This is a genomic window from Kribbella sp. NPDC023972 (genome assembly GCF_040639075.1).
Classification (GTDB): domain Bacteria; phylum Actinomycetota; class Actinomycetes; order Propionibacteriales; family Kribbellaceae; genus Kribbella.
This window is the reverse complement of record NZ_JBEZZH010000001.1, coordinates 1,343,218-1,358,375: the sequence shown is the minus strand read 5'-3', so window position 1 is coordinate 1,358,375 and position 15,158 is coordinate 1,343,218. Positions and strand designations below refer to the sequence as shown.

Annotated in this window: 15 protein-coding genes; 5 read left to right on the top strand and 10 right to left on the bottom strand. The window is 64.9% G+C overall.

Annotation, left to right across the window (positions count from 1 at the left end; genetic code table 11):
* The first annotated feature begins 309 nt into the window (after positions 1-309).
* Positions 310-1,074: an SDR family NAD(P)-dependent oxidoreductase gene (locus AB0F43_RS06305; RefSeq protein WP_360471382.1), complete on the top strand. Its 765-nt coding sequence runs from the start codon at positions 310-312 to the stop codon at positions 1,072-1,074.
* Positions 1,075-1,296: 222 nt separating this feature from the next.
* On the opposite strand, the gene AB0F43_RS06300 is transcribed toward AB0F43_RS06305, so the two are convergent.
* The 4 genes from AB0F43_RS06300 to AB0F43_RS06285 form a co-directional block, all read right to left on the bottom strand.
* Complete coding sequence (locus AB0F43_RS06300) at positions 1,297-2,100, bottom strand: SDR family oxidoreductase (RefSeq protein WP_360471381.1); 804 nt, start codon at positions 2,098-2,100, stop codon at positions 1,297-1,299.
* Between the two features lie 159 nt (positions 2,101-2,259).
* Entirely contained in the window at positions 2,260-2,478 is a 219-nt protein-coding gene (locus AB0F43_RS06295) for a hypothetical protein (protein WP_360471379.1), read from the bottom strand.
* 966 nt (positions 2,479-3,444) lie between these two features.
* The gene (locus AB0F43_RS06290; protein WP_360471377.1) at positions 3,445-3,942 is read right to left on the bottom strand and encodes a DUF664 domain-containing protein; all 498 of its coding nucleotides are present in this window, start codon (positions 3,940-3,942) and stop codon (positions 3,445-3,447) included.
* An 18-nt stretch (positions 3,943-3,960) separates the two neighbouring features.
* A complete protein-coding gene (locus tag AB0F43_RS06285) occupies positions 3,961-4,710 on the bottom strand; it encodes a DUF6624 domain-containing protein (RefSeq protein WP_360471374.1) in 750 nt (249 codons plus the stop codon).
* Between the two features lie 701 nt (positions 4,711-5,411).
* Between AB0F43_RS06285 and AB0F43_RS06280 the strand changes: the two genes are divergently transcribed.
* The gene (locus tag AB0F43_RS06280; RefSeq protein WP_360471372.1) at positions 5,412-5,627 is read left to right on the top strand and encodes a hypothetical protein; all 216 of its coding nucleotides are present in this window, start codon (positions 5,412-5,414) and stop codon (positions 5,625-5,627) included.
* A 544-nt stretch (positions 5,628-6,171) separates the two neighbouring features.
* Here the strand turns inward: AB0F43_RS06280 and AB0F43_RS06275 are convergent.
* Complete coding sequence (locus AB0F43_RS06275; protein WP_360471369.1) at positions 6,172-6,324, bottom strand: hypothetical protein; 153 nt, start codon at positions 6,322-6,324, stop codon at positions 6,172-6,174.
* Positions 6,325-6,328: 4 nt separating this feature from the next.
* Here AB0F43_RS06275 and AB0F43_RS06270 point away from each other — a divergent pair, with 4 nt between their 5' ends.
* The gene (locus AB0F43_RS06270; protein ID WP_360471367.1) at positions 6,329-7,666 is read left to right on the top strand and encodes a right-handed parallel beta-helix repeat-containing protein; all 1,338 of its coding nucleotides are present in this window, start codon (positions 6,329-6,331) and stop codon (positions 7,664-7,666) included.
* 782 nt (positions 7,667-8,448) lie between these two features.
* Here AB0F43_RS06270 and AB0F43_RS06265 read toward each other — a convergent pair.
* The 3 genes from AB0F43_RS06265 to AB0F43_RS06255 all read right to left on the bottom strand — a co-directional run bounded on the left by AB0F43_RS06265 (position 8,449) and on the right by AB0F43_RS06255 (position 10,426).
* Positions 8,449-8,943, bottom strand: coding sequence for a hypothetical protein (locus AB0F43_RS06265; protein WP_360471365.1), 495 nt, complete (start codon positions 8,941-8,943; stop codon positions 8,449-8,451).
* Positions 8,944-9,195: 252 nt separating this feature from the next.
* Positions 9,196-9,996 carry a recombinase family protein gene (locus AB0F43_RS06260; RefSeq protein ID WP_360471363.1) on the bottom strand — a complete coding sequence of 267 codons (801 nt, stop codon included), beginning with the start codon at positions 9,994-9,996 and terminating at the stop codon, positions 9,196-9,198.
* Positions 9,974-10,426 carry a hypothetical protein gene (locus AB0F43_RS06255; protein WP_360471361.1) on the bottom strand — a complete coding sequence of 151 codons (453 nt, stop codon included), beginning with the start codon at positions 10,424-10,426 and terminating at the stop codon, positions 9,974-9,976. The genes AB0F43_RS06260 and AB0F43_RS06255 overlap by 23 nt, the downstream gene beginning before the upstream one ends.
* 965 nt (positions 10,427-11,391) lie before the next feature.
* Here AB0F43_RS06255 and AB0F43_RS06250 point away from each other — a divergent pair.
* Positions 11,392-12,507 (top strand): C1 family peptidase, encoded by a 1,116-nt coding sequence (locus AB0F43_RS06250; RefSeq protein WP_360471358.1) that lies wholly within the window; start codon positions 11,392-11,394, stop codon positions 12,505-12,507.
* Between the two features lie 9 nt (positions 12,508-12,516).
* A complete protein-coding gene (locus tag AB0F43_RS06245) occupies positions 12,517-12,942 on the top strand; it encodes a hypothetical protein (protein ID WP_360471356.1) in 426 nt (141 codons plus the stop codon).
* Positions 12,943-13,009: 67 nt separating this feature from the next.
* Here the strand turns inward: AB0F43_RS06245 and AB0F43_RS06240 are convergent, their stop codons facing one another.
* Together AB0F43_RS06240 and AB0F43_RS06235 are read right to left on the bottom strand one after the other, a co-directional pair.
* The gene (locus AB0F43_RS06240) at positions 13,010-13,315 is read right to left on the bottom strand and encodes a protease inhibitor I42 family protein (RefSeq protein ID WP_360471354.1); all 306 of its coding nucleotides are present in this window, start codon (positions 13,313-13,315) and stop codon (positions 13,010-13,012) included.
* 137 nt (positions 13,316-13,452) lie between these two features.
* Positions 13,453-15,138, bottom strand: coding sequence for a hypothetical protein (locus AB0F43_RS06235; RefSeq protein WP_360471352.1), 1,686 nt, complete (start codon positions 15,136-15,138; stop codon positions 13,453-13,455).
* Between the last annotated feature and the right edge of the window lie 20 nt (positions 15,139-15,158).

Below are 15,158 nucleotides of genomic sequence, written 5' to 3'. Positions count from 1 at the left end.
GAGGACCGCAAGTGGCGTCCAGCAGAGTGGTGTACGAGCACAGCGGGTGAGCATCTCGTAGGAGACGACGACGGTCACCGCGTGATCCTTCGAGTGAACCTGCTGCAGAACCTTCGAACGGAGTCACCACGATGAGCGTCCCTCCCAGTATCGACCCTGCCCCTCTGCTCGAGGAGCAGCTGGCCCAGGCGTCGCCGGATCTGCTGCGCGAGTTGCTGCAGACCGGACGGCTGCTACGGAAGTTCTTCACCGGACCCTGCCCCGTCCCCGGCCATCCCGATCACCAGCAGGCACAGATTGGAGTCTCGTATGAACCTCCAGGGCAAGACGGCGGTCGTCACAGGCGCCGCGCGAGGAATCGGCCACGCATACTGTCGCCGGCTGGCAGCCGATGGCGCCAACGTCGTCGTGGTCGACATCCTCGATGCGACCAGCAGCCTTGACCACCTTGCCGGCCCGGGCGACACGCTGGCGTTGCAATGCGACGTCAGCGATCCCGAGCAAGTCGCCGAAGTCGAGAAGGTGGTGACCGACCGTTTTCGCCGCTGCGACATCTTGGTCAACAACGCCGCGGTGTTCCAGCGGACCAGGCTAGCGGATCTCACGCTCGAGGACTGGAAACGCATCCAGAGCATCAACGTCGACTCCGCCTTCGTGTTCGCAAAGGCCTTCGTTCCCGGGATGCGCGCGGCGGGCTGGGGACGCATCGTGAATACCGGCTCGACGATCACGTTGTCCCAGGTGAGCGACCAGCTCGCCTACATGACCAGCAAGGGCGCGGTGCACACGCTCACGCGCGCGCTCGCCAACGAGCTCGGCGATGATGGCGTGACGGTCAATGCCATCGCACCGAGTGTGGTCCCCACGGAGGGATTCCACGCGCGACCCCCCGGCCCGTCCGGACTGAGCAACGAGGAGGATATGGACCGGATCTCCGCCATGCAGACAATCAAGCGTTGGTCGACCACTGACGATCTAGCGAACGTGCTCGCGTTCCTCGTCTCGGACGACTCGAGCTTCATGACCGGTCAGATCCTGCACGTCGATGGTGGACGCGTGCGGAGCGGCGCGTAGGAAGCTGCCAGGGCGGCAGTCGGCGGCGTTCGGGAGATAACAGGCGTCCGTGCCCGCAGCTCGCGTGCCGGTGTTGTTGCCGTGTCGCACAAGACGCCACAGGTACGCGGGCCAACAGTACGGACCTCTCATGAGCATGGAGCTGCCCTCGTAAGTGGCCAGGGGCGCTGAACCGGAACGGCGCAGATCGCCAACTCGTCTTGCCGTTCCCCAAGACCGGGGTCAGGCTCGTGCGCCGCCGTCGACGCGGAGGACGGTTCCAGTCACAAACGAGGACCGGTCGCTGAGCAGCCAGGCCGCAGCCTCGGCGATCTCGTGGGGGTCTGCGGCGCGGCGAAGAGGGGCGTTCGCTGCGATACGTTCGGACAACCCCGGCGTGTACGACTCCCACGAGCGGATCATCTCCGTCGTCGTATTCGCCGGTGCCACGGCGTTCACGCGGATCCCCTCAGGGCCGTAGGTGACGGCGGCGGTCTCCGTCAGGCTGTTCACGGCACGCTTCATAGCACCGTACGCAGGAAGCTGGGGGTTACCCATGAGGCTGCCGACACTCGAGTTGTTGACGATGGACCCCGTGCCGCTGGTGTCGCGGATAGCCGCGATCTGAGCCGCCATCGCCACCCACAGTCCCTTGAGGTTCACCTGATAGAGGAGGTCGAAATCCGCTTCGGGGACCTCATCGAACGCGGCAGGAGGGGTGATGGCCGCGCCATTGTTGAACGCGACATCGAGTCGCCCGAAGCGCTCGACGGTGCTCTCGACAGCTGCGCGCACACTCGCCGGGTCGGCGAGGTCGGAGATCACGTACTCGGCTGTGCCACCGGCCGCGCGGACCTCTTCGGTGACGGTGCGCAGCTGGTCTTCGGTGCGCGCTGTCAGCAGGACCTGGGCGCCTTCGCGCGCGAATAGTCGGGCGGCGGCTGCGCCGATCCCGCGTCCGGCGCCGCTGATGAACGCTACTTTGCCGGCGAGCATGCCCGCCAAGGGCGGCGAAGGGTCGGCCGACGTTTCATTGGTCGTGGTCATGTCACGAGCATGCCGTGCCCCGTCGTTTCAATCCAGACACAGGTTCAGCCGATGAGCAGGACAGGTTGCCACCACCGCAGGTACCAGTGTCCCAAGTGCTGTCGGTCCGACCTATCCGTGATCAGCGCGCTCCAGGGACTGCGACGCTCCTATGCTTCGTCAAGCCGCGGCGGCTCCGCTTTCAAGCAGGCGGTAGAGGTCTCGGGCGACGTAACGGGCAAGACAGCGTTTGATCTCTCGGCTGGTCTTGCCTTCGGTGGTGCGGCGGGCGACGTAGTCGCGTGTGGCTGGCTGGTACTGGATTCGGCTCTGGACCACGGTGTGCAGTGCGTTGTTGAGCTGGCGGTCGCCGTAGCGGTTGAGTCGATACCGCGGCACTCGGTTGCTGCGGAAGCATGAACGTCGGACGATGTCCCAGACAAGGTCCCCTGGCGTCACTCGCGAGGAAACTAGAGCGGACGATCGGCCTGAGCGTCTGGCATGACGTCGACCAGCTCCCTGCCCTGATGGCTCCGCCGGTCGACGGGAACCCTCGCCATGTACGCGGTGTCGAAGCTCGTGAACGTCAAGAAGAACAGGCCTGAGCTGCTGGAACCTCCGCCCACCGAGCACTGACCGGCTTACGGATGCATCGCGACGGCAAGTCCGCCAGCACACGCTTAACCAAGTCGCCTCAGGGGCGGAGTAGGGCCAGGACCGCCAGTACTCGGCGGTGGTCGCCGGGTCGGGGGCGAGGCCGAGCTTGGTGCCTAACGACCGGACAGCCGCGATCCGGCAAAGCGCGAGGTCCCATTCGGGGGCCTGGTTGCCGTCGACCCAGGAACGTCCACGTCCCGACATGGGGTGTCGCACACGTACTGATCAACACCCTCCATACGACAGTGCGCGACGCGCCTAGGGACCCCGACGAAAGGTGAAGCATCGCGACACCGTCGAGGTGATCGTCGGCGGCGTCCTCGGATCGCTTCGTCATCCCGAAGTGGTGATCGCCGGCCGCTACGCCGACGGCGGCGATCTCGTCATGGTCGGCCGCACGGTTGTGTTGAGTGCCACCCAGTCGGCTGAGCTCGGCGCCGTACTGAAACCTGCGCGGCGTGGGCACCCGTGGCCGGACGAGATCAGCTCCCAGCGGTGGGGCCGGCCGCGACTCGACGAAGCCGCTCACCAGGGTTCAGCCGCTGGTCGTGATCGAGGTCCTGGCCGACGCCGCCGTGCAGGCAGGCCAGTGGCGACACGGACTCCGCTATGCAAGGTTGCGGGCAGACTTGCGCCCGGAGGACCTTCCAACCCTTCCTGGTGATGGCGGCGGCTGAGTTGATCGGCCTCTGCGGGGCCGCCCAGGGGTCAGGCGGTCCCCGGCGCTGGCGTTTCAACGCCGGGGACCTGAGACTGCGCCGGACCGCGGGCCGGCGCTGCCCTGGCGAGCAGGTGCCCCTCGGAGGTTCGGACATGTCTGGGACACATGTCGATCTCGGTGGAGGGGTCGTCACGGAACCAGGACGGCCGCTCGTATGCATGGCGGCCGAACGCGTCACCGAGGTAGCCGTATTCCTCGCCGGCCAAGTGCTTGACCAGACCGAGCAGGTTCGTTCCCGTCGGCGTTAGCGGCCGACGCCGGTCATACTCTGATAATCCGTCGAGCTTGGCCAACATCATTGACCGGTGCCCGCGCAACTGCGCCCAGATCTCCATTTTGATAGGTGGGTCGAGGATGCGTGGGTCGACGAATTCGCCGTCGCCGGAAATGCCGCGACCGTCACCACAAGCATCTTGAACCTCCTCGACGCAGGCGCCGGCTCCGTCGCCTTGTGGCTGTTCCCGCCAGATCAACTGACGGAACAACTCAAGCTCTTCGCTGGCTTACCGTTCGCCGAAAGCCTTGGCTAGTTCTTCGAGGTAGGTGTCGAGCGTGCCGAGCCCGACCTCCGCCCGGCGGACGTCGACCATCGCCTCGTCCTCGATCGGCGTTCGCGGGGTGAGCTTGCCCGCCTCGTTCTTGCCCCACTGGGTGCCATAGACCTGAGGTTCGTTCTTGGCCACGCGAACGCGGTCTACCAAGTAGGCGAGGTCGCTGGGGTCGGCGTCATCGGCTGAGACGGCGTCCTTCATCAGCGCGAGTCCGCGTTCCTGCAACGGAAGGTCCAGGTCCGCGTGCTGGATCAGGACCCACGCCGCGTGCGCACCATCGCTTCCCACCAGATCCCAGCCCGGCCAGCCGTGCTCGTCGAGGATCTTGGTCATCCGCTGCGCGTGGGCCAGGTCTGTCGAGGGCCACGCCGCGGCAAGCTCCTCCGGCGTGCGTTTGTCGCCAGGCGGTGCTTTACCCGTCCGGACCGCCTGATCCTGCACGAGCATCGCGAGCAGCTCTTTGCGCAACGCCGGCTTGCCGACCGGCGCACCCTTCGGGGGCTTGTCGATCTTCACCGGCGCCGGTGCCGGCGAGCAGGTCGGCGATCCCGTGGCACCCGGCGAGACGACGCTCGGCGTACCGGCGCTCGGTTTCGCGCCATTTTCCGCCGAGCACGAAGTGATCAACCCACCGGCAGCCAAGGCCGGCACCATCCAGCACAGCACGATCCGCACCAGAAACGTCCCCCCAGCGGCCGCCATGACTGTCATTTTCAGACTTCCTCTTCGGAAGTCAACAGGCAGACTCGATGCCGATTACTGCGCGAGGCACTCGACGTCGGCTGCTCGTGTCACACATCGCCGAAACCACCCCCTTCTACGGGATGACAGGAGAACTGTGCCGGGAGGAGATACGCGATGGCAGGACGGACCCTTAGCCGCCGGGGAACGCAACGGGCGGAGCGATGCTGACAGGTTGCTGCGGGACGGCGGAACTGGTGATGCTGCTTCGCTGTCCACGATGCGATCGGGCAGGTGTCGTCGAGGACGCCACCTGCCTCGGCAGTTCGATGCTGGCCAGTTCCCGCTGCGGCACTGTGGCCTCCAATCCAGAGCCCAATGTCTATCGCGCATCACAGAACCCCAGACCAGCGCGGCGGCGTGTCGTCGCGTAGTCCGGTCAACAGGCTGGTGCCGTTTTGGGCGAAGGACCTCAAGATCGGCATCCGTGTTGACTGCACCAAGCCCCTCCGCCGGTGGGGTGTGAAGCGGATGGAGGTTGACGGTGCGGGAGATCGCAGATGGCCGACGAACTGTGCCACGCATCGGCGAGGTGCGTGCCGAGATCGGCCGAACCCCACCGCTCGTTGTCGTTGACGGTGAGGGATCAGAGGTCCAGCCGGCGGTCCGCTACCTGCAGAATCTGGCCTTCAGCGATGTCAGTCCGTTGACTTGTCGTAGCTATGGGTTCGACCGGGATGACTGGCGGCACCCAGTCGACCGGCATGGTGCAGAACGCGGGCGCCGAAGTACCGGCCCGCCAACTGACCTTCAGCGACAACAGCTACCTGCTGGACCAGCTGGGCGCGCAGCGGTTCGCGAAGTTCGGCACCAAGCTCACGGCCACGGGCTGGCGCAGCGCCGGCCTGGACACCGCCGGGACCTTCCAGACGCACTGACACCGGCCACTGCGGCCACTGTCACCGGCCACTGTCACAGGCCACTGTCAGAGGCCACTGTCACTGAGCTCTGACCACCGGCAGGCACTGTCGGCGATTCCATTGCTGTCCGGTTATCGGCATAGGTCGTCCGATAGCCGGTCTATATTCAGTGCGGCCGAGCGCCACACAGCGCGACGCGCGTGACAGAGAGCATCGCTGCGCCGGGCAACAATCGGAAAACGAGCCTGAGGTAACGACTTAGGTCGAAAACCCTTTTAATAAAAGGGAAAGCTGTGCAACTTTAGCCTTTCTGTGAATAGTTCATCTGCGTGAGGTTATGACTACTCCGCGTACTAGCCTTGGAGAGAAGACCACATAGAGGGATGCAGAACAGGTGTCCCGAATCTGGAAGGTCCGCAGTGAGGAAGTCAGCGACCATGGTCTGTGTAGCTGCAGCGAGTGCGGTGGCCATTACCGGCACCGCGATCAGCACCGGATCAACCACCGCCTCCGCCAAGAGTGAGGCCCACCAACCGAGTTCCGGCGCACTGCCGGGCGACTATCAGCGCAAGCCGAGGCCGCAGCCGATGACGCAGAACACCAGCGTCCCCACATCCCACCAGCTCTCGAGCTCATCGACCACGGCGATGTCGTCCACGTCGTACGTGTTCCCGGCCGGTCCGTCCCAGGCTCCGGCCTGCGTCGGAACCGCCATCACTGTGAGCCAGAACGCCGCGGCGATCATCGACGCGGCGGTCGCCGGCAAGACGTTCTGCTTCCAGGCGGGCCTTCACCGGATCACCCGTCCGCTTCACCCCAAGGCGAACACCACCCTCGGCAGCGATCGGGGCGCGGTACTGACCGGGTCCGTGCGGCTGAGCACCTGGACCGCGATCAGCGGCGACTGGGTGGCGAAGGGCGCGCTGCCCGCGGCGTACAGCCTGACCGGTCAGTGCGAGGACAACGTCGCCAACATCTGTTACCTGCGCGAGCAGCTCTTCCTGAACGGCCTGCACCTGAAGCGGGTGAACAGCCGGGCGGCAGTTGTCCCGGGCACCTTCTACGCCGACTACGCGGGCAACGCGAGCTACATCGGCGACAACCCGCTGGGTAAGGCCGTCGAGATGTCCAAGACCCGGACCGCGATCGAGTCCAGCGCGACCAACGTGACGGTACGCGGCCTGACCGTCGAGCACTTCGCCAGCGCACCCCAGGCCGGCGCGGTCGTGCTCAGCCCGGGCTGGAAGGTCTATGCCAACAACATCCGCTGGAACCACGCGATCGGCGCCATGCTGGTCAACGCGGACGGCGCCGTCCTGGAGAAGAACCTGATCCAGTACAACGGACAGCTGGGCGTCGGCCAGTACAGCACGGTCAACGGCGTGATCAGAGGCAACCTGATCAGCAGCAACAACACCGACGGGTTCTGGATCGCCGACTGGGAGTCGGGTGGCGTCAAGACCACCTGGTCCACCGGCGGCTCCGTCTCCGGTAACCAGATCAAGAGCAACCGCGGCGTCGGCCTGTGGAGCGACGCGTACGACGACGGCCGGCTGTTCAACAGGAACCAGATCACCGGCAACGCGGCGGACGGCATCCGGTTCGAGATCGGCCGCAACGGCGTGATCGACAACAACACCGTCACCGGCAACGGTTTCGGCACCGGCCGCGGCTCCGGCACATCCCTTTGGGACGGCGGCGGCATCAACGTCAACACGTCGTCGAACGTCAAGATCACCAACAACGCGGTGTCCGGCAACGTGAACGGCATCTCGATCCAGTCCCGCACCCGCGGCAGTGGCCCCTGGGGCCTGAACGTCCTCCGCGACGTGCTGGTCACCACCAACAGGGTGACGATGCGAGGCGGCACCACGTCTACCGGCATGGTGCAGAACTCCGGCTCCGTCATCCCCGCCGGCGAGGTAGTCCTCAAGGGCAACACCTATACCCTCGACAGCCTTTCCGCCAAGCGCTTCCAGAAGGCCGGCCAGTGGTTCACCGCGCCCCAATGGAAGGCCAACGGCCAGGACGCCACCAGCACCTTCACCGTCGGCTAACGCCACCTACCCCGCAGCCGCCGCAACCCATGCGGCGGCTGCTGCCGTGCCCCACCCATGCCCCACCGCCACCGGCTCAGGCACGACGCGCAACAACTGCTCGATCGAAGGCAAAGACGAACCGAGAACGCCGGCGAAGGCGCCACGGCAACGAGAACACGGCCACCGAACAGCAAGCGAATGCTGCAGGCAACCAACCCCCGTCCAATCGCAAGCAGACAAGCAGGAATCACGACATGCGACCACCAGGCCACATATCCGGGCCTCACACGCATGGCTCTCCAAGCAGGCGGTCCCAGCACCATTACCGCGCGGCAGGCCATGGTCGATTGGTTTCTCCCTTGCCGACGCCCACCAGGAGCTGCCGCAGCCGTTCACCATGTTCACGGTCGCACGCAGGCTGATGGGTGAGGTCGACCGGGCTGAGCTCGAGCCGATCATGAAGGAACTCATCGGCCGCGACCTGCGGTAAAACGCTGATCTCCACGGCGCGCCCGCGGCGAGGGGCACGCAAACTCGGTGCGGCGCCGAGCCGAACTGGTATCGCCGGTTGTTGGAGTGACGGGAGTTCCCCCCAGTGCGCGGGTTTGAGCGCATTGGCTTCCTAAGCTCGGGGAGCTCGCGTTCAATCAGGATCTGGAGCAATACCGCCCGTGAGCTGCGAGTGCTGCTATCGGATGCTCGGCTCGTTCGACGAAGCAGAGGACCTCCTGAAGGCCTGGCGGGCGCGGAGAGCTTTGCGGGCCGGCTGATCGTCCACTTCGACCTCGGAACTCAGCCGCTTAGCTGTTGGTTTTCAGGTGGTGTTGGGTGTGAAGTTTGGTGAGCCAGGCGGCGAAGGCGCGGAGGTCTTCGACGTTGGTTTGGGGGATGTGGAGTTTGGTGCCGCGAGTGGAGGTGATGGTCAGGTAGGGGGCGGCGAGGCTGCTGGTGGGAGTGACGAGGGTGGTGCCCTCGAACTCGGACCACGGGATCTGCCGCCACCAAGCGAAGCGGATGCCAGTGGCGTTGACGGTCACTCGCGGGTGGCCGAGGAGGATCAGGACGGCGAGCGCGATACAGGCGGCGAGGAGTAGGGCGAGGAGCGCCACCCGGATCGTGAACCAAGTGCCGCGGGTGTCGAGGTCCCGGACGACCGAGACGATCGGGATGCCGGCCAGCGTCAGTACGACGACCAGCCCGCCGAAAGCCAGCGCGCGCCGGACCGCGAAGATTACTCGGCCGGAACGATGTAACTCCGCGTCCCAGGCGCCGATGTCCTGATTCCCCATCACCATGTGTCGATCCTCTCCAGGCGCAAATGTACTCGCCCGGTATCCGGCTGCCCGACGAGGACGGCCACGTCGGCTACGACCTGCGCGACCGCAAGGACGAGACCCGGCTGCCGTACGACATCCGCCTGCCGAGCGGCCCAAGACCCGACGGCTGGTGTGTGGGCAGTGCTGCGGCGAGGGCGAGGCCGAGCTGGAGCGCCTGGCGACGCTCGCGGACAACACATGAACGTGGTCCGCACGCGTTGATGCTGTGCTCTATCCGTGCTGGCCGCAGATCCAGTGCTCGGCCCGGCGAGTCCATCCGCGGGTGGCGAGCCAGAGTGCGGCTGCATCGGGTACCTGCTCGCCGGCGACGAGCTCGTCGCCCAGCATGACGGTCGAGCTGCACAGGCCGCACATGATGATCCGGGCCTGATGGGGCTGGCAACGTTCGCAGTGCCAGCGCTCGACAACCGCCGTAGCGGGCTGGTTCTGGTCCGGGAGCAGCCAGACGGTTTCGGGGCCTTCGCGGTGCAGCTTCAGCTCGTGTTTGCTCGAAGGTCGGTGTCCACACGTCGGGCACGCGGACGCGCTTGGCGGCGAGAGCATCGGCATGAGCACGTCCGCCGTACCAGGCTCATCCGCGGTGGGGGAGCTCGAGCGGGATCGAGCCGGCGGGTACGGCGGGAGAGCGGAGCTGGGGGGACGTACTTGTAGATGGTGGCGCGGCTGACGCCGAGCAGCCTGGCGATCGACGACACGTTGTTGTCGGGGTTGCCGAGCAGATCCCGCGTGCTGGATCTGCTCGGGGGTCATCGCCGGTGGCCGGCCGAGACGGGTGCCGCGGGCCCGGGCGGCGTCGAGGCCTTCGCGGGTGCCCTGGACGATCATCTCGCGGATGAATTCGCCGAGCGCGGCGAAGACGTGGAAGATCATCCGGCCGCCCGGGGTGGTGGTGTCGAGTGCCTCGTGCAGCGACTTGAACCCGACCTCGCGCTGGCGCAGCCCGCTGACGATCGAGATGAGGTCCTGGAAGTTCCGGCCGAGGCGCCTGTCAATGTCCGAAGTCGCCTGCACGGATGTCCGAATTCGTCTGCACAGGGCCGTTGTTACAGAAAGTGCGGGCTGGAACCGAGCCGGCTGTCGGCCACGAGTTGACGCTGGACGTCCCCGCGTTGCTTGACTCGCATCTCGTCGTTACCGGGGACACGAGTGCTATCGACCCGCTGATCCGGATGGACCTTGGGCTTGTTGTGCCGCCCGGGGCTACGACGCCGGTCTTCGCCTTCTTGCGGAGGATGCGTTGCAGGCTCGCGTCCTCGGCCAGGAACAAGCCCGCGTAGACGAGTACGCCGATCTCGTCGGTGCCTGACTCCCACAGGTCAATAAGGTGGGAGATCTTGTGCATCGCAGTGAGCTCGCCGGAGCGCCTTGTCTTGGCGCGGTTCTGGAGCTTCTGCTGCAGTGCGCGCTCGGCGCTTGTCTTGGTCTTGGCGAAGGCGCTCACCACGCGGACGTGACCATCGTGGTCGCGGAACTTGGCCTTTGACCGGTAGGCGACAGGCCTTCCTTCGTCGTCGGTTCGCTCGACGCTGGTGGAGACGCTTCCCAGGTTCCGATGGGCAGCGGTGACCTCGCCATATCAAACCTCCAACCTGAGTGACGGTTGGCTGCTCAACGCTGGGCAAGGCGGCGAATCAAGGAGACGGGGAACGATGCGAACCGATGTGATGTGACGCACAGTCACGATCAGGTCAAGGTCGAACAGTTGCAGCGATGCTGCGGACCGATGAGCTGAGGACAAGAGGGAGCGGTCAGGTCTGGGCGGGAATCCGGCAAAGGGACACGTAAAGGGTCGATGCCAGACGTGAAGAAACCCAGGCCAACGCTGTGACTGGGCTGATGTGCGCCGCCAGGGACTCGAACCCCGAACCCGCTGATCTCCACCCGAGATTGATCACGGTTTGTCGATGGTGCGCGAAAGCTCCTACTGGCAAGGGATTCGTGGATGGTCTCGTTCTCATCGATCACCAGCCTCTCGCCCTGATTGAGGTGCGTAAAGAGGGGAGTAAGAGGCCCTGGCGGGACTGCTAGATCGGCTCTCCGGATCGAAGTTTCGTCCTGCGTTTTCGTGTCGTCGCCAGTTGAGTGGCTGGCTGCATTCCGGGATCGTGTCCGGTCCGGCGTGGAGCCGGTGAGTCAGTTCCAGGCACGGTTACATACCAAGGGCTCAGCGAAACGGGCGTTGTGACTGTCGGTTGCATGGTGCGTTCTGTCGGGGGAGGTCTCTGATGCGCAGTGTGACGGCCTATTGCCGTTCTGTAATGATGGGCATACATTTGCGCCGAAGGGCCCAGCGGGGGTACTTCGGGCTAACGGGACAGACCACTTCGACCTGCCTGTCGGCCCAGGTTTCGGCGCGCTTTGTGGGTATTTCACAGGCCCGCCATCACGTACCAGGGGGTACATGCTATGGCTGACGGTTCAGCAGAGTCACGCCCGCAGTCGCTAGACCTGAAGGCATTGTCGAATGCCTTGCAGGATGCGGGCCAACCGTGGGAGATGGCTTACACGTCAATCACCTCCCTCGAGGAAGGTGAGCGACGCATCCGCCTGGGCGTGCCGCCGCGTCCAGAGTTGGAGGAGACCTCTGAGGTAGCCGCTGCCGCCGCAATCGCGGCGAAAGCCGAGAGCATTGGCGCACCAGTAGCATTCGATGTTCGGAATGTCAGTGGTGTCAGTTACGACACCGCCGTCAAGGACCAGGGTGGTTGCGGTTCGTGCGTGGCATTCGGAACCGCCGCGGCGACGGAGGTTGTGTTCAGGTATTCACGACGCACCACCATGCCGCTGGATCTGTCCGAGGCCCACCTGTTCTATGTCTACGCACGATCCGAAGGCCAGACCTGTGCGACCGGCTGGTGGCCCGACCACGCACTCACCCATGCCAAGGCCACCGGAGTGACTTTCGAAAACTATTACCCCTACACCGCGGGGGACCAGGACGGGAACAGCAAGATCAATCCCGACTGGCCCAACCGATTGGCCAAGGTCACCGATTGGGCCAACATCTCCGGCAACGCGCTGCAGATGAAGGAAGACATCTCACGCTACGGCGCGGTTACCGCGTGCTTCAACGTCTTCCAGGATTTCTTCAGCTACCGAACCGGCGTGTACCGCCACGTCACCGGCAGCCTCGCCGGTGGGCATTGCGTTGTCATCATCGGCTACGACGACGCCCAGTCGTGCTGGATCGCCCGGAACAGCTGGGGACTCGGCTGGGGCGACGCCGGCTACTTCCGCATCGGCTACGGCCAATGCGGAATCGAGTCGTACCAGACCTGCGCGGTCCGCGGAGTCAACCTGGAGGCGTGGCTGGACAACCAGTTGGTCACTGGCCTGTGGAGCAACGAGTACGACGCCAACATCTGGGCCTATGGCGCCCAACGTGGCTGGCTGAAACTGGACAGCACCTCGCCGGTCACGTCACACGCCATGATGTCCGAACTCGCTGCCGCCAAGGCACTCGGCCGCCCCGTGGGGTTGCTCGAAGGCAACGGCAGCGTCAAGCAGATCTACGCCTGGTAGGAGCCGAACATGACCAACACCAACTTCCACGCCGGGCCGAGCATGGCCCCGCCGACCGAGGTATCCACTTCGACCACCGAGGCCGCCGGGCTCAGTTCCCCGACAATAACCAACGAACAATTCCGAGCGATGGTGTCGGAGGCGACCGTCGCCGCACCGACCCTCACGCCACCAACGGCAGGCGAGGTAGCTGTGGAGGCAGGCGTCGCTGCCACCTGGCGCAGCAGCGTGAAGATCGACGCCCTCTGGTCCATCGACCAAACCCGCAACGCGTTCGTGCACATCGTCGACGTCGGCTGGCGCAAGATCTACAACGGCCGCGACGGTGCCTTCCAAGCGCTGGTATCCCTGGCCAGCCAGGCACGCCAGACCAACCGGATCGTCAATCTCCGCGAAGAAGCCGACGGCATGATCTACGAGATCTACGTCTGGTAGACCGCCAACCCACACGACGGCCCGGCCCGGCTCCACTACCGGTGCCGGGCCGTTGTGTTGGTCTACATCAGCCCACGCGCACTATGATCTGGCGTTCCTCGAGCGCGTCAGACTCCCACTCGCGCGCCAGTCGCAGATCCACCCGCCATTCTCCCGACCTGAGAGCGCGCAGCTCAAACAGATGTTCCCCAGCCGCACCAGGCGCCCCGTCTCGACTCGGCACGCTCTGATGCTCCTCCAGAACAAGCCCCGCCCCGAGACTGGAGACGGACCAAACATGACCGGTGGTGGCGTTTTCCGGAAGCCGCAGCGTCACAGTATCGCCCACCGACATCGACACCTCACCAGAATCCGCAATCTCCACAATGTCCATAGCTCACACCATAGGCGCGCACTGACGTGGCCGACACCGGCCGAGTGCCGACATCTTCGTCGTTCAAGCTCGTGGCCCTTGTGCCTCGCCGAGAACAGGCCTGTCAGACCAGTCGCGGTCGACCGACGCCGCAAGAACTACAGCCGCCGCAACGACTCCGAAAGTTGGGCTTTTGCTTCGCCGTCAAGAGATTTGTCGAATGCGTGCTCGAGCTGGGCGATGAAGCGGTCAGCTGTGACGACTCGCCGCTCGATGAGCTGGTTCGTATCGGCCGTAGGCGGGGGCGGCGGCGCGAGCTCGGTCATCTCGCTCTCGGTCAGCATCCGGTAGCTCTCCTCGCTTGAAGCACCACCCATCGGGAACCAGTAGATGGAGGTGGGAGCGTCCATCTGATTGCCACCGGCGTTGGCCGCCGAATAATACCAGTTGGTATTCGCCGCGATCGGTATGCAGATCGCGTTGACATTGTTGTTCATCACGTCGCTCCAGCCCGAGCCGAACGAGCCGACGGTTCCTCCCAGTACCTGGAACCAGGTGCTGATCGTGTAGATGAAGCCGTACGCGAACGAGCTCTTCCCGTTGTCGCCGGGGCCCACCACCTGAGCCACGGCGAAACCGTCGGTCGCGGCATAGACGCCGGCCTGGGCAATGCTCGTTCCCTGCGCGAGCAGCGTCCCCGTGCCCAGCATCGACACCGGTGCCGACCTGGCGTTCAAACCACCGTTGACGGTGACGTTGGACAGTGATGCCGACCCAGTTGCGTTCAGCGAACCGTTCACGGTCGCCGAGTTCAGCGTGCTGCCACCGGTCACCGACAGGGCGCCGTTGACCGTCGCGCCGCTCAGTGTCGACGATCCGCTGACGCTGAGGTTGCCGCCGGTCGCCAGGCTGCCGGCCTGGACAGCGCCGCCCACGTTGGCGCTCGCCGAGGTCAGCGCACCGGTCGTCGTAGTCGTGAGGGTGCTCGCACCGCCCACCGTGAGGGCGTCCGCCACCGCCACGCTGGTCGGGCTGAGCACCGGGTTCGAGACGGTCAAGGTGAGCGAGTCGTAGAGGTAGATCGGCTCGTACCCACCCTGCGGGGTGTCCTGACCCGGCGCGCCGGTCACCGACGCGACAAGGATGAACGTGGTGTCCCGCGGCACTCCGGTGCTCAGTGTGAAGGTGGTTGCCGTCCCGGCGTACACCGGCGTCGACTGGTCCTTCATGAAGAGCTGGAAGTACGTGCCGTTGCTTTCCCACTCGAAAGTAATCGCGGCACCGTTGGCGAAATCTGTGGTGGGGACGGTCGGTGTCGCGGGAGCGGTAGCCACGAAATTGTCCAAGTGGAACTGTGGCAGGTCCTTCTTGAGCGGGAAGTATCCCGCCTTGGCGGTAAAAGTCGAGGGGTCGCTGGTGGTGCCGGACGTCTCCTGGATGGCGACCGAGACGTCGCCGAGCACACTATTGACAGCACCGAACACGCCGAATACCAGGTTGTAGTTGATCAGGCAATCCGTGGAGGACGCGCAGTCGTAGGTGAACGTCGCGTAGTCCTGATTGTCCTCGGATCCGTCACCGAACCAGAGGTCGCGGCCCTTCTTGACCTGCGAGGTGACCGACCACTTGTTGGTGCTGACCGATCCGGCAGGAGGCAGCGCGAAAAGACCCGCCTGATCAGGCCCGACCGGGATAGCAACCACTATCTGGTTGCAATACACGGCCTGACTTGCGCCGGCACTGATGTTGAGCCGAGCCTGCGTGGTGATCTGTGTCGTACTGATCTGGATGGGGTTCGGATCCGTCGAGAATCCGTAGCTGAGCATGGTGGATGACGCATCCATGGGATGGAGCTCCTTCTGGC